This is a genomic window from Paenarthrobacter sp. NPDC058040 (assembly GCF_042885775.1).
Classification (GTDB): Bacteria; Actinomycetota; Actinomycetes; order Actinomycetales; family Micrococcaceae; genus Arthrobacter.
Map to the genome: position 1 here is coordinate 1 of NZ_JBHVRN010000023.1, position 21,942 is coordinate 21,942.

Consider the following 21,942-nt stretch of genomic DNA (forward strand, 5'->3'; position numbering starts at 1 on the left):
TGGCCTCGTAGGCTTCGTCGAAGACCTGGGCCTCCGTCCTTGTCAGCTCAACGGCCCGCAGGAAGGTCTCCGAGGTCAGGGTTCCCGTGATCATGCCTAGGCCCGACGGTAGTCGGCGAGGGCCTCGTCCGGGACGTCCTCAAGGTTGACCACGAGGTTCTCCGGGGTGCGGGCGGTCAGCCAGACGAGTTCCTCGGTGATGGACATGTTCGCTTCGACGTGCGGCATGAACGGCGGCACGAACACCCAGTCGCCGGCCTTCATATCGATGAACTCTGAGTAGTTCTCACCGAAGTAGATCCGGCCGTGGCCGCGGAGGACGTAGCCGCCGGTCTCTGCTTCGCCGTGGTGGTGCGGGAGGGAGCGGTAGCCGGGGGTGTTGGACACCTGGCCGAACCAGATCTTGGTTGCCGGGGTGTGCTGGATGCTGACGCCAGAGACGCGGATGCAGTCCCCGGACTGTGCCGTGTTGGTGTCCTCCGCGCCGGCCCGGGTGACGACGGGGATTACCTTGCCGTCGGGCTGGGCGTAGATGGAGTTGTCGCCTTCGAGGCGGTATTCGGTGGTGGTCTGGCTCATGGGTTTCTCCTTTGTCTTTAGGCGGGGGTGGTGGCTGGAACGTGGATCCGGAACCGGTTCTCCAGCCGGCCGATCCCGTCGATTTCGGTGGTCAAGGTGTCGCCGTCCTGGAGGAAGCGCGGCGGGGTCATGCCCATGCCCACTCCCCCGGGCGTTCCCGTGAGGACAAGGTCTCCCGGACGAAGAACGGTGAACTGCGAGATGTAGGAAAGCAACTGTGCGGGGCCGAACACGAGCGTGCGCGTGTTGCCGTCCTGGACGAGTTCGCCGTTGACGTAGCCCTTGACCTGGAAGTGTTCGCCGGCCTCATCGGCCGTCACCATCACCGGGCCCACGGGGGTGGACCGGTCCCAGGCCTTGCCCTGGAACCACTGCAGCGTCCGGTTCTGCCAGTCCCGCATGGAGACATCGTTGGCCACGGTGTACCCGGCGATCGCCTCGCGGGCCTGGTCCTCGTCCGCCCGGTACAGCTCGGAACCCACGACGACGGCCAGCTCGGCTTCCCAGTCGACGCGGGCACTGCCATGGACTTCTACCGGGTCATTCGCGCCGACCAAGGTGTCCGCATACTTGGCGAACAGCGTCGGGTACTCGGGAAGCTCCCGGCCCATTTCCTGGATGTGGTCCCCGTAGTTCAAGCCGCAGCAAATCACTTTCCCGGCGTTGGGCAGCAGCGGGGCGAAGTCAGGGTTGCTGATGGTTTCTCCGTCGGCTGCTTCCACCACGGCCCGCCAGTTGTCCTGGGCCAGGAGTGCGCCCACATCACTGGCCGGAAGCGTTCGGCAAGTGCCCTCGCCCGTGGCGAGTGCCGCCGTCGTACGTCCGCCCGAGGTGCGCAGAGTGGCAAGTTTCATCGGCTGGTTTTCCCTTCGAGATTCGATGTGTCGACTTTTTTACGATCGTCACATATGCTCAACGTAGCAGGGCGGGAATGATCTGCATAGGGGCTTTTTAAAAGTTTTCGCAACTGCCACAACCGAGGAGGACCACCATGAGCCACAAGACCATCAACCCGGAATCGCTGCCCAAGCCGTCTGGTTTTGCCCACGGCATGCTCGCCGGAAACACCGTGTTCCTGGGCGGGCAGACCGCCTTGGACAAGGACATGAACATCGTGCCTGGCGGGATTGTTGAGCAGTTCACGCAGGCGTTTTCCAACGTCCTCACCACGCTCCGCGAAGCTGGCGGGCAGCCGGAGGACCTGGTCAACGTGACCATCTACCTCACCGACGTGGACGACTACATGGCCAATGGCCGCGAGATCGGGCGTATCTGGCGCGAGATGGCCGGTTCGCAATACCCGGCGATGGCCGGAATCGGCGTCACGCGCCTGTGGCAGAAGGAAGCCATGATCGAGATCCAGGGAATTGCGGTGATTCCGGAGCGCTGATCCCTGGACTTTGGGGCACGATGTTCCCTATGGGAACCGTTACCGAATACCTGGAGAATGTCAGCGCCACCAACCGCCCGGTCCTGGAGCGGATTGTCGAGATTGCCCGGGAGCTGGCGCCGGACGCCGAGGAAGGCACCAGCTACGGCATGCCTGCACTGTTGGTTGACGGCAAGGGCTTGGTGAGCGTGCTCGAAACCAAGAAGCATCTTGCCCTCTACCCGTTCAGCGGCCAGATCCTGCCTGACATGTCGGAAGAGCTGGGCGGATACTCGTGGTCGCCGGGGACTCTGCGGTTTTCTACGGAGAACCCGGTGCCCGACTCGTTGGTGCGCCGGATCCTGGAGACCCGGCTGGCGGCGATCCGGAAGTAACTCCCCTCACCCAACTGGGTCGCAGCAGAGCACGTTCTGACGGCTCAAAACGCGCACTACTGCGACCTAGTTGGGTCAGTGCTTGGCGGAGACGTCCTGGGAGATCGCATCCGCCGTGGCCACGACGGCCTCCCGCACCGAGTCAAGATAGTCCTCCGGCTGCGCGGCGACCGCTTGCGCCTGCAGGGACACGTTGATCGCCGCGACGGTGTCGCCGTTCTTGTGGTTGTGGACCGGCGCGGCGATGGACATCAGGCCGAGTTCCAGCTCCTGGTCCAGCAAGCACCAACCTTGCGTACGAACACGTTCGACGGCGGCCTTCAGCTCGGGCGCGCTGGCTACGGTTCGCGGGGTGAGTGGCTTGAGTTCGGCCTTCTCCAAGTAGGCATCCAGCTTTGCCGGGGGAAGTCCCGCAAGCAGGACCCGGCCCATCGACGTTGCGTAGGCGGGGAACCGGGTGCCCACGGTGATGCCCACGTTCATGATGCGCTTCGTGGCGACGCGGGCCACGTAGAAAATGTCCTGGCCGTCCAAGACGGCTGCCGACGTGGACTCCCCGAGTTTCAGGCTCAGTTCCTCCAGATGCGGCTGGGCGAGCTGCGGCAACGACAATGCCGAAAGGTACGAATACCCCAACTGCAGCACCTTGGCGGTGAGGGCAAAGGTCTTGCCGTCGGTGCGGACGTAGCCGAGCTCAACGAGCGTATGCAGGAAGCGGCGGGCAGTGGCGCGGGTCAGATCCGTGCGGGCCGCGACTTCGCTGAGGGTCATCACCGGGTTGTTCGCGTCGAAGGCCCGGATCACCGCAAGACCCCGCGCCAACGACTGGACGTACTGGTCGCTGGCCTGCGGGGTCGCTGCGGAGTCGCTCATGGTTACCAATCGTAGTTTGCGTTGCGGGGCCTACTCTGCGGGCATTCCGGACGAAATAGAACGTTTAGTGGGCCCCACAACGGGAAAGGCTCAACTTGCGGGGCCTACTCTGCGGGCATTCCGGACGAAAAGGAGCGCAGAGCGGGCCTCACAACGCGAGAGGCTCAAAATTGCGGGGCCTACTCTGCCTTCTTCAGCGGCAGCGGGACGAGTTCCTGGACTTCTTCGAAGGTGCAGCCAAACGTTTCGCGGACGGTCACACCCTGGGGGCCGGTGAGGAACACAGCTTTGTCCGTGTACACGCGGGTCACGCAGCCCACGCCGGTCAACGGGTAGGTGCAGGCCTCGACGAGCTTCGACGCACCCTCACGTGTCAGCAGGGTCATCATCACGAACACATCCTTGGCGCCGGTAGCAAGGTCCATGGCGCCACCGACGGCGGGGATCGCGTCCGGCGCGCCCGTGTGCCAGTTGGCGAGGTCGCCGGTGGCAGAGACCTGGAACGCGCCCAGGACACAGATGTCCAGGTGCCCGCCGCGCATGATCGCGAACGAGTCGGCGTGGTGGAAGTAGGACGCTCCGGGCAGTTCCGTGACGGGGATCTTCCCGGCGTTGATCAAGTCACCATCAACGGCATCCCCTTCGGCGACAGGGCCCATGCCGAGCATGCCGTTCTCCGTGTGGAGGGTGATGTTCTGGTCCTCGGTGAGGTAGTTCGACACCAGCGTCGGCTGGCCGATGCCCAGGTTCACGAACGAGCCCGGGGCGATATCGCGGGCCACCAACTGCGCCAGTTCATCGCGGCCCAGCGGCTTCTCGGACGTCTGGATGCTTGTTTGCGTGCCCATGCTCAGGCCACCTTTCCGTTCGAAGAAGCAGCAGCCGAACCAACCCGGACCACCGAATTCACGTAAATTCCCGGCGTCACTACGTTTTCCGGATCCAGCGAACCCGTGGGAACGATCTCCGAGACCTGCACAATGGTGTGCTTCGCTGCGGCAGCCATGATCGGGCCGAAGTTCCGGGCGGTCTTGCGGTACACAAGGTTTCCCTTGCCGTCGGCCTTGAGCGCCTTGATCAGCGCGACATCGGCGTGGATCGGGGTCTCGAACACCTGCCACTTACCGTCCAGGAACCGGGTTTCCTTGCCCTCGGCCAGCGTGGTGCCGTACCCGGTGGGCGTGAAGAACCCGCCAATACCGGCCCCGGCGGCACGGATGCGTTCGGCCAGGTTGCCCTGCGGAACAAGCTCCAGTTCGATCTCCCCCGCGTGGTACTTGGCGTCGAAGTGCCAGGAATCGGACTGCCGCGGGAACGAGCAGATCATCTTCTTCACCCGGCCTTCCTTGATCAGCAACGCCAGGCCCTGGTCGCCTTGGCCGGCGTTGTTGTTCACCACGGTCAGGTCCTTCGCGCCGCAATCCATGAGCGCATCGATCAGTTCGAACGGCTGCCCGGCATTGCCGAACCCGCCGATCATCACCGTGGAGCCGTCCTTGATCCCGGCCACGGCCTCGCCAACAGTGTCAATGAAATTCAACATCGCCCTAACCCTTCACAGAACCAGTTACGTTTTCCAGCACCACGGCCAGGCCCTGCCCAACGCCGATGCAGATCGCCGCGACGCCCCAGCGCTGGCCCGAAGCCTGCAGCGACCGGGCCAACGTCCCCAGGATGCGGGTACCGGAGGCACCGAGCGGGTGGCCCATCGCGATCGCACCGCCGTGGCGGTTCACGATCGACGGGTCGATCCCCCACGCGTCCACGCACGCCAGCGATTGCGCGGCGAACGCCTCGTTAAGTTCGACGGCGCCAACCTGGTACCAGCCGATGCCCGCCTTCGCGAGGGCCTTGTTAGCGGCCTCCACCGGGGCGAACCCGAAGAACTGGGGATCGTTGCCGTGCGCACCACGGCCGGCGATGCGGGCCAGCGGCTCCAAGCCAAGAATCGAGGAAGCAGCCTCGGAGCCGATCCACGCCGCAGAAGCACCATCGGACAACGGCGAGGCATTCCCGGCGGTGACCGTACCGCCGTCGGGCCCTGAGCCCTCGGGACGGAACACCGTCTTCAACCCGGCCAACTTCTCAGCTGAAGACCCGGCACGGATGCCTTCGTCCCGGACCAGGTCCGTCCCCGGAACCGCCGTAACCAAAGAATCGTAGAAGCCTTCATTCCACGCAGCGTCCGCCAGATTATGCGAATCCGCGGCAAAAGCATCCTGCCGCTCACGCGTGATCCCGTACTTCTCCCGCAACCGCTCGGTGGCCTCGCCCAGGGAAATGGTCCAGTCCTTGTTCATGGCCGGGTTTACCAAACGCCAACCCAGCGTGGTCGAAGCCAGGGTCATGTCACCGGCCGGGTAGGGCTTGGACGTCTTCGGCAGCACCCACGGCGCGCGGCTCATGGACTCCGCACCACCAACCAGCACCACGTCCGCGTCGCCGGCGTTGATCTGCCGCGAAGCGATGATCGCGGCGTCCAAGGACGAGCCGCACAAACGGTTCACCGTCGTCCCAGGAATCGAGACGGGCAGGCCGGCAAGCAGCGTCGCCATGCGCGCGACGTTGCGGTTTTCCTCGCCGGCACCGTTGGCGTTCCCGAACACCACCTCATCAATCCGCTCCGGGTCCAGGCCGGGTGCACGCTTAACGGACTCCCGGACCACGTGGGCCGCCAAATCGTCGGGACGGACAGCAGCAAGCCCGGAGCCGAACTTGCCAAAGGGCGTGCGCACGGCATCGTACACAAAAGCCTGGTTCATAAGATTTCCTTTGTTTCTTGTTACCCAACTGGGTCGCATTTGTGCGCGTTTTGAGGGGTCTAAACGCGCTTAACTGCGACCTAGTTGGGTGAGTTGGAGCTAGTTGGGGGTGGATGCAGCGTCGATTTCTGCGAATACTTTTTGGGCCGTCTTGAACGCCGAGTTGGCCGACGGCACACTGCAATAAATGGCGGTCTGCAGCAGGATTTCCTTGATTTCGTCCCTGCTCAGGCCATTGTTGAGGGCTGCCCGGACGTGCATGGCCAGCTCCTCCCAGTGACCGTGGGCCACCAGCGCCGTGAGGGTGACCGCGGAACGCATCTGCCGGCTCAGCCCCGGCCGCGTCCAGATCCCACCCCAGGCGATCCTGGTGATCATGTCCTGGTAGTCCTCCGTGAAGGAATCCTTTCCGGCGTTGGCTCGGTCCACATGCGCGTCCCCGAGCACTTCGCGACGGACCACCATGCCAGCGTCGTAAATTTCCTGCGCGGTGGCCTCAGGCTGAACGGCACCGTTGTGTTCAGAGGTCATCGCCCGTTCTCCTTCATGAAGTTCCGCATCAAACCAGCCACGACGGCGGGCGACTCAGCGGGCGCAAGGTGCCCGACGCCGTCGAGCGCTTCAGCCACAGCGAACGTGCCGCCGGCCCGGATGCCAGCGGCGGTCTCTGAAGCGAACGGCGGCGGCGCCACTGTGTCCTCGACGCCGGCAATCGCCTGGGTGGGAACCGTGATGCTGCCGAGCTGCTCGCGGACATCGAACGCAGCGAGGGCTTCGCAGCAGAACGAGTAGCTGAAGCGATCGGCGTCGCGGAGGGCGTGCAGGAGCCGGCTGCTGATGTCCGGCTGGCGGTCCATGAACCCCTTGGCGAACCAGCGTTCAGCCGAGCCTTGGATCATCACCGGCGTACCAAGCGAGCGAACGGTTTCCGCGCGTTCCAACCAGCCTTCCGGGGTGCCGAGCTTGGCGCCGGTGCACTGCACGGACAGGCTGCGGAGCCGGTCGCCGTGCTTGATCCCGAGCTGCAGGCCTGTGGCCCCGCCCAGCGAGACGCCCGCGTAATGGAACCTCGCGCCCGGCGCAACGGAATCGACAAGATCGACGACGGCGTCAGCCAGTTCCGCGACATCGAACCCTTCCGTGGCGGCCGGCGAAATGCCGTGGCCGGGAAGGTCCCAGCCGATGACGTCGTACTCGTCGCCGAGGAGCGCAGCGGTTTCGGTCCAGAGAACAGTGGACGTGCCCAGCGACGGGCCCACCACCAGCAGCGGTTTGGTTCCGAGTTCGCGCTGCGGTGAAAGCAGTACGGCCTTGACAGTTGGCTTAGTCATCAGAGGCTCCCTTCGTTGAAGCGGTGAAGTCTGGGTAGGCGGCGAGGATGCGGCGGCTGATTTCCCGGGCTTCGCCCAGGTAGCTAGCGGGATCCAACAACGCTTCAAGCTCCGCATCGGACACCTTGTCCGAGGGAACCGCGTCGCGGAGCAGCTTCCGGTAGGTGTCCGCCTGCTGGGCGGCGGGAGCCGCAAGGGTTTCGTCGACGACGGCCTGCAGCTTCTGCTTTCCGTCCTCGCCCAGGAGAGGCCCGACGGCGGCCGCCACACCTTCGCTGAGCAGCAGCGGACCCGAGATCTCGAGGTTCCTGCGCATGGCCTCGGGGAAAACCCGGATACCTTCTGCGAGCTCGCGCAAATGAAGTGCGGCACCAACAGCCAGGGCCAGCAGCCGACGGAGGGCCGGCCATTCCGTGTGCCAGGCACCGTCGGGCCGCTCATCGTTGAAGGTTGCAGCGGCCAGGTGGAGCTGCGATGCCAGCCCGGGAGCTTGGAGCGCCGCGCTGCGGATCAGCACAGAGAGCACGGGGTTCTGCTTCTGCGGCATGGCCGACGAGACACCACGGCCGGCAGCCAGAGGTTCGCCGAGTTCACCCAGTTCCGGACGGCTCAGGAACAGCAGGTCCGCGGCGATCTTGCCGAAGGCATCCAGCAGGGAAGCCAAGGAATCCCCGAGGGACGTCACGGCCAAACGATTGGTGTGCCACGGGGCCGGCGCCGGGGCCAGGTCCAGCTTGGCGGCCAGGGAATCGGCCAGCGTGAACGGCGTTGAGCCAGAGCCGGCAGTCAGCTTGGTCCCGGAGGCCAACGTCCCGCCAGCCCCGCCGAACTGCACCGGCAACTCAAGCGATGCCAAACGCGCAGCCCCAGCGGCCACCCCGTGGAACCACTGCGCAGCCTTGAGCCCGAACGTATACGGAAGCGCGTGCTGCGTCAGGCTCCTGCCCACGCACAGCGTGTCCGCATGCTGTTCCGCCAAGGTGGCGAGCGCCGTCGTCGTTCTCTTGGCCTCAACCAGCAGAGCCGAAACGGTGCGGCTAGCCAGCAGCATGAGTGCCGAGTCGAGAACGTCCTGGCTGGTGAGGGAGGTGTGGACGGCTTTGCCCGCGCCGACCCCGGCTGCGTCCAGGCTGCGCACATGTGCGCGGAGTTCGCCGAGGAGCGGGATCACCGGGTTGGCACCGCCCTGGGCACGTTCGGCGATGACGGCGAGGTCGTAGTGATCGGGGTCGGCGGCTTCGGCCACCACAGCTGCCGACCCTTCCGGGGCCAACCCGGCTTCCTCGAGGACGGCCGCCCAGGCGGCTTCGACGTCGAGGATCGCCGCAATCACGGCACGGTCGCCCGTCAACGCCGTCACCGCAGGCGAGGCAGTGACGGGGCTGAGGAGGCCAAAGTCGCCGTCGGTCATGACTGGTCCGAGGCCAGATCCAGCGAACCGTCCTGCTGGAAGTCCAGGAACACGGTCTCGTCACCACCCTGCAGGCGGATGTCCCACGTGAGTCCGCCGTCGGGATCGCGGCGGGCGATCAGCGTCTTGCGGCGTTCGGGGTCGAGGGAGCTCAGCAGGGGATCGTTCGCCAGCGCTTCCTCATTTTCCGGCAGGTACACGCGGGTGAAGAGGCGGTTCATGAGGCCACGGGCGAAGACCGCGACGGAGATGAAGGGCGCCGCTCCAGCCTTAAGAGGCCCAGGGTTGACCGTGGTGAACGTGTACACCCCGGAGTTGCCCACGGAGCCGCGGCCCCAGCCGGTGAAGGTGTAGCCGTCACGGACCAGTGAGCCGGTTCGCTGGACGATGTTGCCTTCGGAGTCCGGCTGCCAGATTTCGAGGATGGCGTCCGGAATGGTGTTGCCCGCGCCGTCGTACACCGTGCCTTGGAGGCGGATGCTGCCGGGGCTGCCGGGTGCCAGGAGTTCGTTGTCCTTGTTAAAGGGAAGGGCGTAGCCGTAGAAGGGGCCAACGGTCTGTCCCGGTGTGGGTGCCAGCTTGCTCATGCGCTTACTCCTCGTCCCCGGCGTCGCCGTATGCTTCGTTTTCGGTCCAGGTCCGCTTGGAGCCGGTCAGGATGATGTCCCACTTGTAGCCGAGGGCCCATTCGGGGCTGGTGAGTTCGTGGTCGTACTGGGCTACGAGGCGGTCGCGGGCATCCTGGTCCACGATCGACTGGTAGATGGGGTCCAGGGGGAACAGTTGGTCGCCCGGGAAGTACATCTGGGTGACGATGCGCTGGGTGAACTCCGAGCCGAACATGGAGAAGTGGATGTGGGCCGGGCGCCAGGCGTTCAGGTGGTTCTTCCACGGGTACGCGCCGGGCTTGATGGTGGTGAAGGAGTAGGAGCCGTCGGCACCCGTGATGCAACGTCCGACGCCGGTGAAGTTGGGATCCAGCGGGGCGGGGTGCTGGTCCCGCTTGTGGATGTAGCGGCCCGATGCGTTGGCCTGCCAGATTTCCACCAGCTGGCCGGCAACCGGGCGGCCGTCACCATCAAGGACGCGGCCGGCCACGATGATGCGCTCACCCTGCGGCTCGCCGTTGTGCTGGATGGTCAGGTCCGATTCCAGCGCGTGCACATCCTGGTGTCCGAACGCGGGCGAGTAGAGCTCGATCGTCTCCGGGTCCGCGTGGTGCAGGCTCTTGGTGGGGTGCCGCAGGATGCTGCTGCGATACGGAGCGTAGTCCAGGCGCGGCATGGTTTCCGGCGCCTTGCCGTTCTTCAAGGCCTCGGCGTACCGGTCTCCGATGGACTTGATCTCAGCACTGAGATCCCCTTGGGTTTCCACTTTCTTGGAATCGTGCGCGGCATGCGGCTCAGCGGGCGGCACGAGTTCCTCGGATTCTTCGAGAGCTTGTGCAGTGGTGTCTTGCGGCACAGCCGGCTCCTTTCGGTTGGTGGGTTCTTTGTCAGGTCCAGGCAGCTATGCCCGGTGGAGTGAGTCGTATTGGACGGCGTGGCGGACGGGGGCGTTCGGGGCTCCGTAGCCGTCGTAGTTGCCGCGGCGCTCCACCATTTCGAAGAACACGCTGCCCACAGTGGCGGTGTAGAAGTGGAGGAATTCGCCGTTGGCGTCCCGGTCATACAGCAGGTTGAGTTCCTGGAGGGTGGCCAGGAAGCCGGGTTCAAGATCGAACCGGGCGTCCAGGTCCTCGTAGTAATTGGCCGGAATCTGCAGGAACTCAAGGCCACGATCGCGGGCGGACCGGGCCGTGGCCACGAGGTCCCCCACAGCGAACGCGATGTGTTCCTGATAAGTCTTGGGTGTGGATGCCTGCTGCACTGGAGCCAGATTGAGCACCAGCCGGACCGCGCCATCAGTGGTTTCCATGACCTGCGAGCGCACCAGGCCGCTGGGGCTCGGGACCTCCGCGAACGGCTGCGGTTCCAGGGCCAGCGCGCTGGTGTAGAAGAGGACGGCTTCGTCGAAGTGCTGCCAGGGCTGGGCCAGGTTTACGTGGTCAATCACGGCGCTTTGATGTGCGCGGGGGTGTTCCAGCCCCTCGCCGAACTCGTGGGTCCACGCGGCGGTGCCGTCCGGGCTTCCCTGACACAGGAAGATTTCGGTGGAGTCCGGAGCGGAGATGCCTTGGAAGACTTCTTCGTCGGCCTGGACTTTGCGCGCAACCACGGGCGCCTTGAGTTGCTGGGCGCGAGCGGAGGCAATCACTGGCGAATCGACGTCGAACCCCAAAGCGGCGATAGCCGGTTCCGAGTGCGAGGCCGCCTGCTCGTTGATGATCACGCGGGCCTGGCCCATGGTCCAGAGCTGGACGTCCTTGGTGCGGTGGCGGCCCTCGAAATCGAAGCCGAGCTGGCCCAGGAGCTTCTCGAGCTGCGCGGTGTTGTCTGCTTTGACCTCTGCGAAGTTGAATCCGGCAGGTTCGTTCACCTTGGGCAGCGTGGCCAGTTCCATGGGATAACGACGGCGGCTGGCGGCTTTGTCTTCCAGCGCCCCGTCCGCGGGGTTGCCTGCCAGCCACTTGGCGCTCTGTTCTTCGAGCCAGATGAGCGAACGCATGGCATCCACGGCCGTGCGCTCCACATCCGACTGGCGGAACACATCGTTGAAGACCTCCAGGGAAACCGGGCCCGTGTAGCCGGCGCGGACCACGTGGCCCATGAACTTGGCGAGCTCGAACTGCCCCTCCCCGGGGAAAACCCGGTAGTGACGGCTCCACGAGAGCACGTCCATGGAGAGCTTGGGAGCGTCGGCAACCTGGACGAAGAAGATCTTCTCAGCGTTGATCTGCTCGATCGGTGCGGTGTCCCAGTCCCGGGAAAGGATGTGGAACGAGTCCAGGCACGTGCCCAGGTTGGGGTGGTCCACGGCTTCCACCAAGCGGTAGGCGTGCTCGTAGTCGTTGACGTACTTGCCCCAAGCCAAGGCCTCGTAGGCAACCTTGACGCCGTGGTCCCCGGCCAGTTCGGCGAGTTCGGCCAGCTGTTCGGCCCGCAGCCCGTCGTCGTCGATGGTTGCCGTGGCTACGTTGGAGCAGACCAGGATGGTGTCCATGCCAAGGCGGGCCATGAGCTTGAACTTGGCCTCCGCCCGCTTCAGGTTGGCCTTCAGCAGCTCCGGGGTGACGCCGTCGAAATCGCGGAACGGCTGGTACAGATCGAGGCCGAGTCCCAGGTCCGCAGCCATCTTGCGGACGTCTTCCGGGCTGAGCGAAGACGTGACGAGGTCCTGCTCGAAGATCTCGATGCCGTCGAAGCCCGCGATGGCGCAGGCCTGCATCTTCTCCTTAAGCGTGCCGGACAGGCAGACCGTGGCGATTCCGGTTCGCATCAGTGGGCCGCCTTCACGAGTGCGGATTCTTCGGCGGCGATGAGGTCCAGGAAGTGTTCACGCATGCGGTCGCGGTCAGCGTCCTTTCCGGTGAAGATTCTGAAGGCGTCGGCCGCCTGACCGACTGCCATCCGGCCGCCGTCGAGCACGTCGCAGCCCTTGGCGCGCGCCTCGCGGACCAGTTGCGTTTCGATGGGGCGGTAGACGATGTCCGCAACCCAGTGCCGGGGTTCCAGGAGGTGGATGTCCAGGGGCAGGCCCGGGTGGGCGGCCATGCCGATCGGGGTGCAGTGGACCAGGCCGTCGGCGAGGGGCATGACCTGCTCCAGCTCAGTGGTGCTGCGCGGGGTGACGCTTGCTGCCGGAAAGAGCTCGCTGAGTTCGGCTGCGCGTTCCGCAGCCCTGCTGGCGTCCATGTCCACGAGGTCAAGGTGCTTGACGCCCGCCTTGAGCAGCGCGTAAGCGACGGCGGAACCGGCACCTCCGGCACCGAGCTGGACCACGCGATCCAGCTTGGCGCCCGGAAGGCCGTCCGCGAGCGCAGAGCCGAAGCCGGAGAAGTCTGTGTTGTGGCCGATGAACCGGCCGTCCTGGATGAGGACCGTGTTGACGGCACCCAGGCGACGGGCGTCGTCGGAAATTTCGTCAAGGTGCTCCAGCACCAACTGCTTGCACGGATGCGTGATGTTGAGCCCGTTGAAACCCATCCGCCGGGCTGCTTCGAGGAGATTCCCGACGGCGGTGGCCGGCAGCGCGAGCTCCAGCAGGTCGATGGGGCGGTACAGCAAGCGAAGGCCCTGCACATCGGCCTCGCGTTCGTGCATGGGCGGAGTCAGCGAGGGCATCACGCCTTCGCCAATCAGGCCCACCAGAACGGATTCGGCTCGGTTGCTCATCCTCAAGCTCCTTTTACTTTCACGGCCTGCCCGAAGCGTTCAACGCTGTCCGGACCGAACGTATGATTCAGATTACTACAGTTGTTCATATTCCGCACGTATGTTCTTATAGCGAACATTCGTGGATTTCGCATATGCGTTGCGGGGCCTCGTCTGCGCTATTCCTCGCGCATGGGGCGCAAAGCGGGCCTCACAACGGCAGTGCCCAACTTGTGGGGCCTATTCTGCGCGCTATTCCTCGCGCATGGGGCGCAAAGCGGGCCTCACAACGGGGTCATCGCTGGGGCAGGCGGGCCGCGAGTTCAGCCGCGGCTTCCTGCAGGGTTGGCACGTGCGCAATGAGCTCCTCCATGGTCAGGCGGAACACGGGGACCGCAACGGCGAGGGATGCGAAGGCATGACCCTGGGGATTCAGCACCGGCACGGCGACGGCGCGCATGCCGATCTCGTTCTCCTCGTCCATCACGGCGTAGCCCTGGCGGCGCACCTGCTCGATCTCCTCGCGGAACTTGTCGCGGTCCGTGATGGAATGCTCCGTCAGTGCTTCAAGAGGAAGGTCCTCGAGCAAGCGCTTGCGTTCAATCTCGGATTCGAACGCGATGATCGCCTTGCCCACGGATGTCGTATGCAGCGCGCCGAGATGGCCAGGATCGCTCGTGACCCGGAAGGTCTTGGGACCGTCCACCTTGTTAACCGTGAGGTGGTGGTCGCCGTCGCGAACCGAGAGGATGGTGGCCTCATGTGTGCGCTCAGTAACGCGCTGCAGTACAGGCAGTGCAGTCGCAGCAAAGCCATGGTGATTGGAGACGCGCTGGCCGAGTTGGAACACGCGAAGGCCCAAGTGGTAGCGGCGACCATCCGGCTCATAGTCCACAAAGCCGTCCCGGGTCAGCGAGCCCAGCAAGCGGTACGTCGTGCTGAACGGCAGGCTTGCACTCCTCGCAAGATCCGCGGCGCTGGCGCCCTTCGGTTCGTTGCCCAGCAATACCAAAAGGCTCAAGGCCTTGCCGACCATGTCGGTCTTTGTGTCCTCTTTCACACTCATAAGTGAAATGCTCTCATATCGTGAGAGCTATTTCTAGATGGTGATTACTTCTCTTGACAAGTGACCCCACTCACAGCCACTATTGCTGTATTACACAAGTAGCTCTCACCATGTGGTTACTTATCGGGAAGATCCGGCCGCACCTCGCTTGGCACTCCCACTCAGCTTTACCGACATCGTCGTCACAGAAGGAACACCCCAATGAGCCAAACAATGCCGTCAGCGACGCCAGGCACAGCAACAACGCAGGGAACACCCAAGAAAGCGGCACTCGCCAGCTTCCTCGGCAGCGCCGTCGAGTACTACGACTTCTTTATCTTCGGATCGGCAGCGGCCCTGATCTTCCCGCACGTCTTCTTCCCGGATGCGGACGCCAACGCCGCGATCATGTCCTTTGCGACCTTCGGCTTCGCCTACGTCGCCCGCCCTGTGGGCGCCATCATCCTGGGGCACTTCGGTGACAGGATCGGCCGCCAGAAGGTCCTCATGTTCACGCTGGTCCTCATGGGCGCAGCAACCTTCGTGATCGGCTGCCTCCCCGACTTCAAGACCATCGGCTGGTGGGCACCCGTCCTGCTGGTGCTGGCACGTCTCGCTCAGGGGCTCTCTGCCGCCGGCGAGCAGGCCGGCGCCTCGTCGATGACGTTGGAGCACGCTCCGGACAACCGCCGTTCGTTCTTCACGTCATGGACCCTGACGGGTACGCAGGGCGGCCAGATCCTCGCAGCACTCGTCTTCATCCCCGTGGTGGCACTTCCGGACGAGATCAAGTACGGCATCGGCTGGCGTATCCCGTTCTGGCTGAGCGCCGTGGTTGTCATGGTGGCCTACTTCATCCGCCGTACCCTGCACGAGCCGCCGGCGTTTGCGGAGGCCAAGAAGAACAACCAGATCGCCAAGCTCCCCATCGCCGATCTCCTGAAGCTGCACTGGCGTGACGTTCTCCGCGTGGTCTGCTGCGCCTTCATCGCCGCAGTCAGCACAGTGTTCGGAACCTTGGCCATCAAGTACGCCCAGGACGTAGCGCACGTCAACAGCACCATCACCCTGTGGCTGGTAGTTGCTGCCAACGTCGTAGCCCTTGGCACCCAGCCCTTGTTCGGCATGCTGGCGGACAAGATCGGCCGCAAGCCCGTGTTCATCTACGGAGCACTCGCCAGCGCCGTCATGACCCCGGTCTTCCTGCTGACCCTCGAAGGCGGCAACGTGCCGCTGATGTTCGTGGTCTCCATCGTGTTCTTCTCGTTCGGCTACGCCGCAGCCAACGCCGTGTGGCCCTCGTTCTACGGTGAAATGTTCAGCACGAGGGTCCGCTTCTCCGGACTCGCCATCGGCACCCAGCTGGGCTTCCTGATGGCAGGCTTCGCTCCGGCCATCGTGACCGCCATGGGTGGAACCAAGGCCGGAGGCTGGGTGCAGATCTCCATCTTCAGCGGCGTGATCTGCGTGATCGCTGCCGTCTCCGCCCTGACGGCCCGCGAATCGGCGAAGGTTCCCACGGTGCAGCTCGGCCTCTACAAGTAACGCCCCGATAAAGAGGCGCTCCTTCCCGGTTCCTGGGAGTGCCCACCTGGTGACGACAAACAGAATGCCCGGCATGTTCCCCGACATGCCGGGCATTCCTGCGTTTTCGGAACCCAATCCGCGGGTCCACGGGAAGGCGGAGCGGGTGCGGCACGGACCCGGGCGATTAACCAGCGAGCCCCAGAAAGACCAGCAAGGCCCTTTCAATGTCTACGAGCTGAGACGCCGTGACCCTTCCAAGGCGCTGGTGTACGTTGCTTCGCCGGACAGTAGTTGGCTTGTCGATCATGACGTGACTTGCTTGCTGGAGACCATTGACCGCATTCGGATCCAGCGGAATACGCAGCAGCGGCGCGTCAATCAGCGTGCTCGTCAGCGGGAGTACCGTCACAGAGTCAGTTGCAGCGTACTTGTCATCCTGGATGACGAGCGCTGGCCGCGGCTTGGACGCGTAGACACCCCCAGGGACGATCCAGAGTTCGCCGCGGTTCATTCGTCCCAGGGTGCCGCGACGGCTTCAATGAAGTCCTGATCGTCACTTTGGCGGTCTTGCGCTGCTACCAGCGCCGCTTGCCGCCGGGCCTCCGCGTCGAAGTTGGCCGCCTTCACGTCCGGAACCCATACCTGCATCATGCGGAAACCCCGTTCCCGCATGCGGGCCCGGTGTGAATAAACCCGCTCTCTAACTCCCATACTCGATTGTTACATGTAACGAGGTACTCGACCATGGCACGTGTTGAGCGTGTGGATAACGGCGGATTGATTCCAGCGCCGGGGCCGGCCTTACCGCGGATTCAGCGCCACGGGCTGGAACTTGCCCCCGCCCGTTCCGGAGTACAGGAGCAGCGACCCGTCACCGGCTACTCCCACCACAGCGGGGTCCCCCGTCCCGGTGAACCCGTTCCCCAACGCAGCGATGCTGGAGAACATGTTCCAACCCGAGCCCAGGTAGGAACGGGCAAGGAATCCGCCCGATCCGTTGCCCGGATACAGCCAGAGACCGCCATCGGCAGTCCGGCCCAACAGGTCCTCACGCCCGTCCCCGTTGAAATCCCCGGCCTGCAGGACCAGGTTGAACATGTCCCAGCCAGTACCGATTTGCTTGCGCGCCAGGAATCCGCCGGAGCCGTTGCCCGGGTAGACCCACAGCGTCCCATCCGGGGAAGCCGCCACAATGTCGGGCTTCCCGTCGCCCGTGAAGTCGCCCGGAGCAAGCAGCTGCGTGAACCCCTGCCAGCCAGTCCCGATCTGCTTGCGGGCCAGGAACTTTCCCGCGCCGTCCGTCGGGTACAGCCACAGCGTTCCGTCAGGAGTCCGCGCCACCAGATCCGGCCGGGAGTCGCCGTCGAAATCGCCCGCACTGAGCACCGTGTCGAACATGTTCCAACCGGATCCCGCCTGGACGCGCGGCAGGAAACTGCCGGAACCGTTTCCTCGGTACAACCACAGGGCGCCGTCCTTGCCGCGGGCCAGGACGTCGGCGACGCCATCGCCGTCGAAATCCCCTGCTTCCCAGACCGGGCTGAATTGGCCCCAACCCGCGCCGATGGCCAGGCGGTCCGCGAAGCCGGAGCCGTCGCCCGGGTACAGCGTCATGCCGCCGCCCGACGCGGCCGCAAGCACATCCGCGGACCGGTCGCCCGTCAGGTCCGGGCCGCCGATGATGTCGCCGGCACCGTTCCAACCGCTTCCGACGGCGGCACGCGGCAGGAAGCCACCCTCGCCGTCGCCGGGGTAGACATAGAGCGTTCCGTCAGCCGCCCTGGCCAAGAGACCTGCCGTTCCACCACCGAACGATCCCGCGGGAGCAAGCGTGTTGAAGACGTCCCAGCCTTGGCCAATCTGGGTCGCGGCCAGGAAACCACCGGAGCCGTTGCCCGGGTAGAGCCACAGTCGTCCGTCGTTCCCTGCGGCAATGAGGTCGTTGCGCGAGTCGCCGTCGAAATCGCCCACAGCCACGATTTGGGAGAAACCCTGCCAGCCGAAGCCAACTTGGCTCCGGGCAAGGAACCCGCCCTTGCCGTTGCCCGGGTAGAGCCAGAGACCGCCGTCGCTGGCCCGTGCGAGGATATCGGCGAAGCCGTCGCCGTTGAAGTCTGCAGTGCCAAGGACGGCGTTGAAAATACCCCAGCCCGAACCGATCTGCACTGGGTCGGCGAGCCGGTTTCCGGCAAGGCCCCTGAACAGCAGCAAGGAGCCGTCGGCCTCGCGCGAGATAACGTCGGCGAGTTTGTCGCCGTCGAAATCCCCCGCCGAGAACCGCATCCGGGTCTTCAACTTGGGGTCGGCGTTGATAGTGACGGTGGCCGATGTGGCCGTCACCGACGTCATGGTGACCTGCGTGCCCGTGTAGGTAGTGAAAGTGCTGCCCTGCTGCCAGGCGTGGTTCTTGGCGTACCAGGGCTCGGTGAAGGGGATCGTGGACGGCATCAGGATCAGCGACGAAGCGATGGTTGCCCCGCCGCGCTGGACGATCTTGACGCCCCTGTTGCCCTCCCGACCCGCTTGGGAAAGATAGCTGTCGTAGCCAACCGGCTGTCGCAGCTCAAGATAGTAGACCTCTTTGCTCACCGGGTCCGTGAACTTGATGGCTCGCTGGGCATCGGTGCCACCCCAGGGTTTGAGGGTGTAGCTCTTGACACCGCTGGCCACGCCCACGTCCCGGATCTCATCTCCCCTGCCGAACCCTGCGTAATCCCAGAACGACGAACTGACCACGGGTTGCGCGATTTGTGCCGCGCCCATGATGTCCGTAGTGTCCCCGTACTCGCGGATGTAGCAGGACGGATCGGTGAATCTTCCGCTGCTGTCCGTTCCGACGTCGGACACACCGCTTCCGCACTGCAGTGCATCGGCGTGCATCAGTCCGATGACGTGCCCGAATTCGTGCGTCATGACGTTGCTGGAGAAGCTGCTCAGCTGCGGCATCAGCACGCGCCCACTGTAGCTTCCGCTGCTGTACCCCGCGCCGAGTGCGTTGCCGGACAACGTGGAGGAAGGGATGAAGATGACCAGCGCCGTGTACGGGCTGGCCGACCACTTCAGCTCGCTGGTAATCGTGGAAATGATGGTGGCATAACTGTCAGTGGATCGGGCGCTGGACTGGAACCCGGCCACCTTGGTGTCAACGGTCATGGACAGGCGGCCCGCCGTCATCGCTTGCCAGTAGCCACTGGTTGCTGCGACCGCCTGTTCGGCACCGCTCATGGAAACGGTATTGCTGTTGTCGGCCAGTTTGGCGGTGACCAGCCGGATGCGGATATCGCCCGACGGACCCGCCGCGGCCACGCCCGCACTGAGGCGGCTTTCGACGTCGGTGGATCCCAGCGTGGGTTGCGGCGAAACCTTGGGCGGCGTCTCGAAGACGTGCTCCGAATGCGGCGTGCCCTCGACGAACCTGACGTTCGGATTATCCGGGCTTGGCAACGGCACGGCCTTTGCCGGGGCCTGGACGAAGAACAGGCCGGTGGCGAAAACCACCAAGCCCGTGGACACTGCGATGGAACGCCGCAAGAAACCCATGAAATCTCCCGGGGGTGGAGGCTGCGGTTCCTGTGAGACGCAGGAACCGACATCAGGGTACAGCCGTGGTCTCGAAGTCCCGCGGAAGTGGGAGTCAACCGTCGGCGCGTCTCGCCGCCGATGTGGCCTGCCGCCGTCGAACGCGTCCGGAAACGTGCGCTGCCCGCAATGCTAACCGGACCCTAACCATGCCGAAATACGACGGCAACAATGCCCCGCCACACTGGAATAGCCGGCAATTGCAGGCACCAGCTCCAGCCGGGAGGACACCATGCTGAAGGAAGTCAAAACTCAGATAACACGTATACGCGCGATCAGCCAGCTTCACCGCGGAGACGAAATCGAGGCCCGATTGTCCGTGGGACCCGCTTACGATGACGTGGTCATCCGTCGCGGACTCGTCCAGGAAACAGCGCCGGGAATCGGAGTGGTCTGGATCATGGACCGCGTCTCCGGGATGAGGAAAGCCATCAATACCGACGAATGCAGCGTTTGGCGCGTCGCCTGAACGGCTCGACCCCGAACGCCCCCTCAGCCGCCGGCCACGGACTGGATAATCAAGACCTCCTGGCCGCCCGCAACTTCCGTATCAAGCCCTTTAAGTCGCCGGACCTCGTCACCGTTCACGTAAATATTCACGAAACGGCGGAGCGCACCGGTTTCATCGCGCAGGCGCCGGGCCAGCACCGGGTATTCACCGGTCACAGTGTCCAGCAACTGTCCAACGGTCACAGCCCCGTCGGCGGACGCAGTCAGGTAGGACTGTCCGCCGACGAGAGGCTGCAGGACACCAGGCAGCAAGACCGTAATGTCAGCCACAACGGACCTAGCCGGGTACCGGGGCGCTGGCTTTTGCTTCCAGCCCAGCGCCGCTGTGGGATCCAACCACGACGGCGGCCCTCACGCACAGCACGTCCGGCAGGTGCGAGGCCACTTCAGTAAAGGTCTCGCCCTCGTCGGCGCTGGCATAGACGGACCCTCCGCGTGTTCCGAAGTACACACCCACTGGTTCGCCGGTATCCACGGCTGCCGCGTCACGCAGCACTGCGTTGTATTCATGGTCCGGGAGGCCCGTGTGCAGCTCAGTCCACGTGCTGCCTGCGTCATTGGTTCGGTGAACGCTGAGCTTGCTGTCCGGCGGGATGCGTTCGCCGTCAGCTTTTAGCGGGATCACCCATGCCGTGCCCTCGCGGCGCGGGTGGGTCAGCATCACGAATCCGAAGTCGGCCGGGAGCCCCTCCGCAATGGAGTTCCAGTTCTCGCCGCCATCGTCCGTGCGGTACACGCCGTGGTGGTTCTGGGCGTACAAGCGGCCTTCAACCGTGGCGTCGGCCGCTATCTTGTGGACGCACTGGCCGAACTCGGGGTTGGGATCCGGCATGAAGTAGGCCGAGATGCCCTTGTTCCGGGGCTCCCAGGAGGTGCCGCCGTCGAGCGATCTGTAAACGCCGCCGGTGCTCATGGCGATATGGACCTTTTCGCCGGACGGGTCCACCACAATCGAGTGTGCCGCCGCTCCGCCGTAGCCCGCGCCCCACTCGCTGCGGTGGGGATGGTCCCAAAGGCCGCGGTTCAATTCGAAGTGCTCGCCGCCGTCGGTGGATTTCCAGACGGAGATGGGCTCGCAGCCTGCCCAAACAACTCCCGGCCGGGACTCGGCATCCGGGTAGATCTGCCAAATGCGTTCCAAAGCGGCGTCGGTGCCGTCCGGGAAGGTGATAGCGCCGTTGTCAGGTTCGGTCCACGTGGCGCCAAGGTCATCCGAATGTGCAACGGTGGGACCCCAGTGCTCGGAACGGACGCCCACCATGATTCGTGTTTTGCCGTCCCGCGTGTCAATCCCGATGCTCGGTATCTCGTTCATCAGGAAGTGCGGGCCGGAGAGGGACCAATCCTTGCGGTCCGGGCTGGTTGCCAGCCACAGGCCTTTCTTGGTCCCGATCGCCAAGACATAGCTCTCTGCGGTATTTGGGGTAGCCATGAGTCCCATCGAACCATCGTGGAGTGGGGAGGGCAATGCTTTTGGGGGCTATGTGGATAGTCCTGCGCTCCCAAGTCCGGCGAAGAACAGTTCCAGGGATACGCATCACGTTCCAGTGATTGCTCTCACTCGTCTGTCATCAGTGGAGTTGGCGATGAGGATAGCCCAACTCCTTCACATCCGAAACGAAGTCCGGCTTCAATGGTGCAGAAGTCCGATCGCAATGGCAGAGGAGACCATGAATAGCGTCAAAAGGGTGTGCACTGTCTTGTTGGCAGTAGCTGTGGGGTTGGTTTCGCTGGAACCAACCCCTATATCTCCCTCCCCGCGAACCCTTCATGTGGAATCTGGTGAACTGGAGGTGCTTTCGGAGATCCTTCGGTCCGCAATCAATGAGCGGAATCAACTGATGCTGACGGGTCAAAGCGACGATTCGACGCAAATGAGCCTGCAACGGTACAACGCCAATTCGAGAAGCAGAATCGCAGCCGAATACGACGAGCTGAGGGCCCGAAAGAAGCGGTTGGCAGCGTTCGGACTGGGCTACTCGCACATAGAAACGACCTTCGAGTCAGTGGATGTCGAAGTGTCCGGCGACATCGCCACAGCCAAGGTCACCGAACGAACTGAAATGACATACACGACCGGAGGACCTCCGGAGAGTTACAGGTATGAGCAGGTCGTGGAGTTTTCGAGATCAAGCACGGGCTGGGTCATCGACGCGATTAAGCCAAAGTCTCCGGAAGGAATCCCACCGTCGACGGTGGTCAGCGCGGAGCAGCTCTCCTATGCAACACGAAAACCTACCACCTGAAGCGCTTACCCATGCGGTGCCCCGATTCGGGCCAGGCGCCCCCGACGACAACGGGCATTAGC

24 protein-coding genes are annotated in these 21,942 nt (G+C 64.2%); 5 read left to right on the top strand and 19 right to left on the bottom strand.

Annotation, left to right across the window (positions count from 1 at the left end; all coding sequences use genetic code 11):
• Positions 1-96: 96 nt before the first annotated feature.
• Together ACFVSJ_RS23110 and ACFVSJ_RS23115 are read right to left on the bottom strand one after the other, a co-directional pair.
• Positions 97-579: a cupin domain-containing protein gene (locus tag ACFVSJ_RS23110; protein WP_387439456.1), complete on the bottom strand. Its 483-nt coding sequence runs from the start codon at positions 577-579 to the stop codon at positions 97-99.
• 17 nt (positions 580-596) lie between these two features.
• Positions 597-1,433: a fumarylacetoacetate hydrolase family protein gene (locus tag ACFVSJ_RS23115; protein ID WP_387439457.1), complete on the bottom strand. Its 837-nt coding sequence runs from the start codon at positions 1,431-1,433 to the stop codon at positions 597-599.
• 137 nt (positions 1,434-1,570) lie between these two features.
• Here ACFVSJ_RS23115 and ACFVSJ_RS23120 point away from each other — a divergent pair, with 137 nt between their 5' ends.
• Complete coding sequence (locus ACFVSJ_RS23120; RefSeq protein WP_144660636.1) at positions 1,571-1,969, top strand: RidA family protein; 399 nt, start codon at positions 1,571-1,573, stop codon at positions 1,967-1,969.
• 29 nt (positions 1,970-1,998) lie between these two features.
• Complete coding sequence (locus ACFVSJ_RS23125) at positions 1,999-2,343, top strand: iron chaperone (RefSeq protein ID WP_387439458.1); 345 nt, start codon at positions 1,999-2,001, stop codon at positions 2,341-2,343.
• A 75-nt stretch (positions 2,344-2,418) separates the two neighbouring features.
• Here ACFVSJ_RS23125 and ACFVSJ_RS23130 read toward each other — a convergent pair whose 3' ends face one another.
• The 12 genes from ACFVSJ_RS23130 to ACFVSJ_RS23185 form a co-directional block, all read right to left on the bottom strand.
• Positions 2,419-3,216: an IclR family transcriptional regulator C-terminal domain-containing protein gene (locus tag ACFVSJ_RS23130; protein ID WP_387439459.1), complete on the bottom strand. Its 798-nt coding sequence runs from the start codon at positions 3,214-3,216 to the stop codon at positions 2,419-2,421.
• Between the two features lie 179 nt (positions 3,217-3,395).
• Positions 3,396-4,064: a 3-oxoacid CoA-transferase subunit B gene (locus tag ACFVSJ_RS23135; protein ID WP_387439460.1), complete on the bottom strand. Its 669-nt coding sequence runs from the start codon at positions 4,062-4,064 to the stop codon at positions 3,396-3,398.
• 2 nt (positions 4,065-4,066) lie between these two features.
• Entirely contained in the window at positions 4,067-4,759 is a 693-nt protein-coding gene (locus ACFVSJ_RS23140) for a 3-oxoacid CoA-transferase subunit A (protein ID WP_387439461.1), read from the bottom strand.
• A 4-nt stretch (positions 4,760-4,763) separates the two neighbouring features.
• Entirely contained in the window at positions 4,764-5,978 is a 1,215-nt protein-coding gene (locus ACFVSJ_RS23145; RefSeq protein WP_387439462.1) for a thiolase family protein, read from the bottom strand.
• Positions 5,979-6,077: 99 nt separating this feature from the next.
• On the bottom strand, positions 6,078-6,509 hold the full coding sequence (gene pcaC / locus ACFVSJ_RS23150; RefSeq protein ID WP_387439463.1) for a 4-carboxymuconolactone decarboxylase: 432 nt from the start codon (positions 6,507-6,509) through the stop codon (positions 6,078-6,080).
• Positions 6,506-7,309, bottom strand: coding sequence for an alpha/beta fold hydrolase (locus ACFVSJ_RS23155; protein WP_387439464.1), 804 nt, complete (start codon positions 7,307-7,309; stop codon positions 6,506-6,508). Before ACFVSJ_RS23155 ends, pcaC begins: the two co-directional genes overlap by 4 nt.
• Positions 7,302-8,720 (bottom strand): adenylosuccinate lyase family protein, encoded by a 1,419-nt coding sequence (locus tag ACFVSJ_RS23160; protein WP_387439465.1) that lies wholly within the window; start codon positions 8,718-8,720, stop codon positions 7,302-7,304. Before ACFVSJ_RS23160 ends, ACFVSJ_RS23155 begins: the two co-directional genes overlap by 8 nt.
• On the bottom strand, positions 8,717-9,307 hold the full coding sequence (pcaG, locus tag ACFVSJ_RS23165) for a protocatechuate 3,4-dioxygenase subunit alpha (RefSeq protein ID WP_387439466.1): 591 nt from the start codon (positions 9,305-9,307) through the stop codon (positions 8,717-8,719). Before pcaG ends, ACFVSJ_RS23160 begins: the two co-directional genes overlap by 4 nt.
• 4 nt (positions 9,308-9,311) lie before the next feature.
• Positions 9,312-10,184: a protocatechuate 3,4-dioxygenase subunit beta gene (gene pcaH, locus ACFVSJ_RS23170; RefSeq protein WP_387439467.1), complete on the bottom strand. Its 873-nt coding sequence runs from the start codon at positions 10,182-10,184 to the stop codon at positions 9,312-9,314.
• Between the two features lie 45 nt (positions 10,185-10,229).
• On the bottom strand, positions 10,230-12,098 hold the full coding sequence (locus tag ACFVSJ_RS23175; protein ID WP_387439468.1) for a bifunctional sugar phosphate isomerase/epimerase/4-hydroxyphenylpyruvate dioxygenase family protein: 1,869 nt from the start codon (positions 12,096-12,098) through the stop codon (positions 10,230-10,232).
• Positions 12,098-12,994 (bottom strand): shikimate dehydrogenase, encoded by an 897-nt coding sequence (locus ACFVSJ_RS23180; protein ID WP_387439469.1) that lies wholly within the window; start codon positions 12,992-12,994, stop codon positions 12,098-12,100. The genes ACFVSJ_RS23175 and ACFVSJ_RS23180 overlap by 1 nt, the downstream gene beginning before the upstream one ends.
• A 274-nt stretch (positions 12,995-13,268) precedes the next feature.
• Positions 13,269-14,039, bottom strand: coding sequence for an IclR family transcriptional regulator (locus ACFVSJ_RS23185; protein ID WP_387439470.1), 771 nt, complete (start codon positions 14,037-14,039; stop codon positions 13,269-13,271).
• Between the two features lie 201 nt (positions 14,040-14,240).
• Between ACFVSJ_RS23185 and ACFVSJ_RS23190 the strand changes: the two genes are divergently transcribed.
• Positions 14,241-15,563, top strand: coding sequence for an MFS transporter (locus ACFVSJ_RS23190; protein ID WP_387439471.1), 1,323 nt, complete (start codon positions 14,241-14,243; stop codon positions 15,561-15,563).
• 166 nt (positions 15,564-15,729) lie between these two features.
• Here ACFVSJ_RS23190 and ACFVSJ_RS23195 read toward each other — a convergent pair whose 3' ends face one another.
• From ACFVSJ_RS23195 to ACFVSJ_RS23205, 3 genes are all read right to left on the bottom strand, one after another.
• Positions 15,730-16,056: a type II toxin-antitoxin system PemK/MazF family toxin gene (locus ACFVSJ_RS23195; protein ID WP_387439472.1), complete on the bottom strand. Its 327-nt coding sequence runs from the start codon at positions 16,054-16,056 to the stop codon at positions 15,730-15,732.
• Positions 16,053-16,256, bottom strand: a complete 204-nt coding sequence (locus ACFVSJ_RS23200) for an antitoxin MazE family protein (protein ID WP_387439473.1) — start codon at positions 16,254-16,256, stop codon at positions 16,053-16,055. Before ACFVSJ_RS23200 ends, ACFVSJ_RS23195 begins: the two co-directional genes overlap by 4 nt.
• A gap of 90 nt (positions 16,257-16,346) precedes the next feature.
• Positions 16,347-19,085: an FG-GAP-like repeat-containing protein gene (locus ACFVSJ_RS23205; protein WP_387439474.1), complete on the bottom strand. Its 2,739-nt coding sequence runs from the start codon at positions 19,083-19,085 to the stop codon at positions 16,347-16,349.
• A gap of 271 nt (positions 19,086-19,356) precedes the next feature.
• Between ACFVSJ_RS23205 and ACFVSJ_RS23210 the strand changes: the two genes are divergently transcribed.
• A complete protein-coding gene (locus tag ACFVSJ_RS23210) occupies positions 19,357-19,593 on the top strand; it encodes a hypothetical protein (RefSeq protein WP_387439475.1) in 237 nt (78 codons plus the stop codon).
• Between the two features lie 23 nt (positions 19,594-19,616).
• Here ACFVSJ_RS23210 and ACFVSJ_RS23215 read toward each other — a convergent pair whose 3' ends face one another.
• On the bottom strand, positions 19,617-19,904 hold the full coding sequence (locus ACFVSJ_RS23215; RefSeq protein ID WP_387439476.1) for a MoaD/ThiS family protein: 288 nt from the start codon (positions 19,902-19,904) through the stop codon (positions 19,617-19,619).
• A 7-nt stretch (positions 19,905-19,911) separates the two neighbouring features.
• Positions 19,912-21,075 carry a WD40/YVTN/BNR-like repeat-containing protein gene (locus ACFVSJ_RS23220; RefSeq protein WP_387439477.1) on the bottom strand — a complete coding sequence of 388 codons (1,164 nt, stop codon included), beginning with the start codon at positions 21,073-21,075 and terminating at the stop codon, positions 19,912-19,914.
• 214 nt (positions 21,076-21,289) lie between these two features.
• Here ACFVSJ_RS23220 and ACFVSJ_RS23225 point away from each other — a divergent pair, with 214 nt between their 5' ends.
• A complete protein-coding gene (locus tag ACFVSJ_RS23225) occupies positions 21,290-21,880 on the top strand; it encodes a hypothetical protein (RefSeq protein ID WP_387439478.1) in 591 nt (196 codons plus the stop codon).
• Positions 21,881-21,942: the final 62 nt, after the last annotated feature.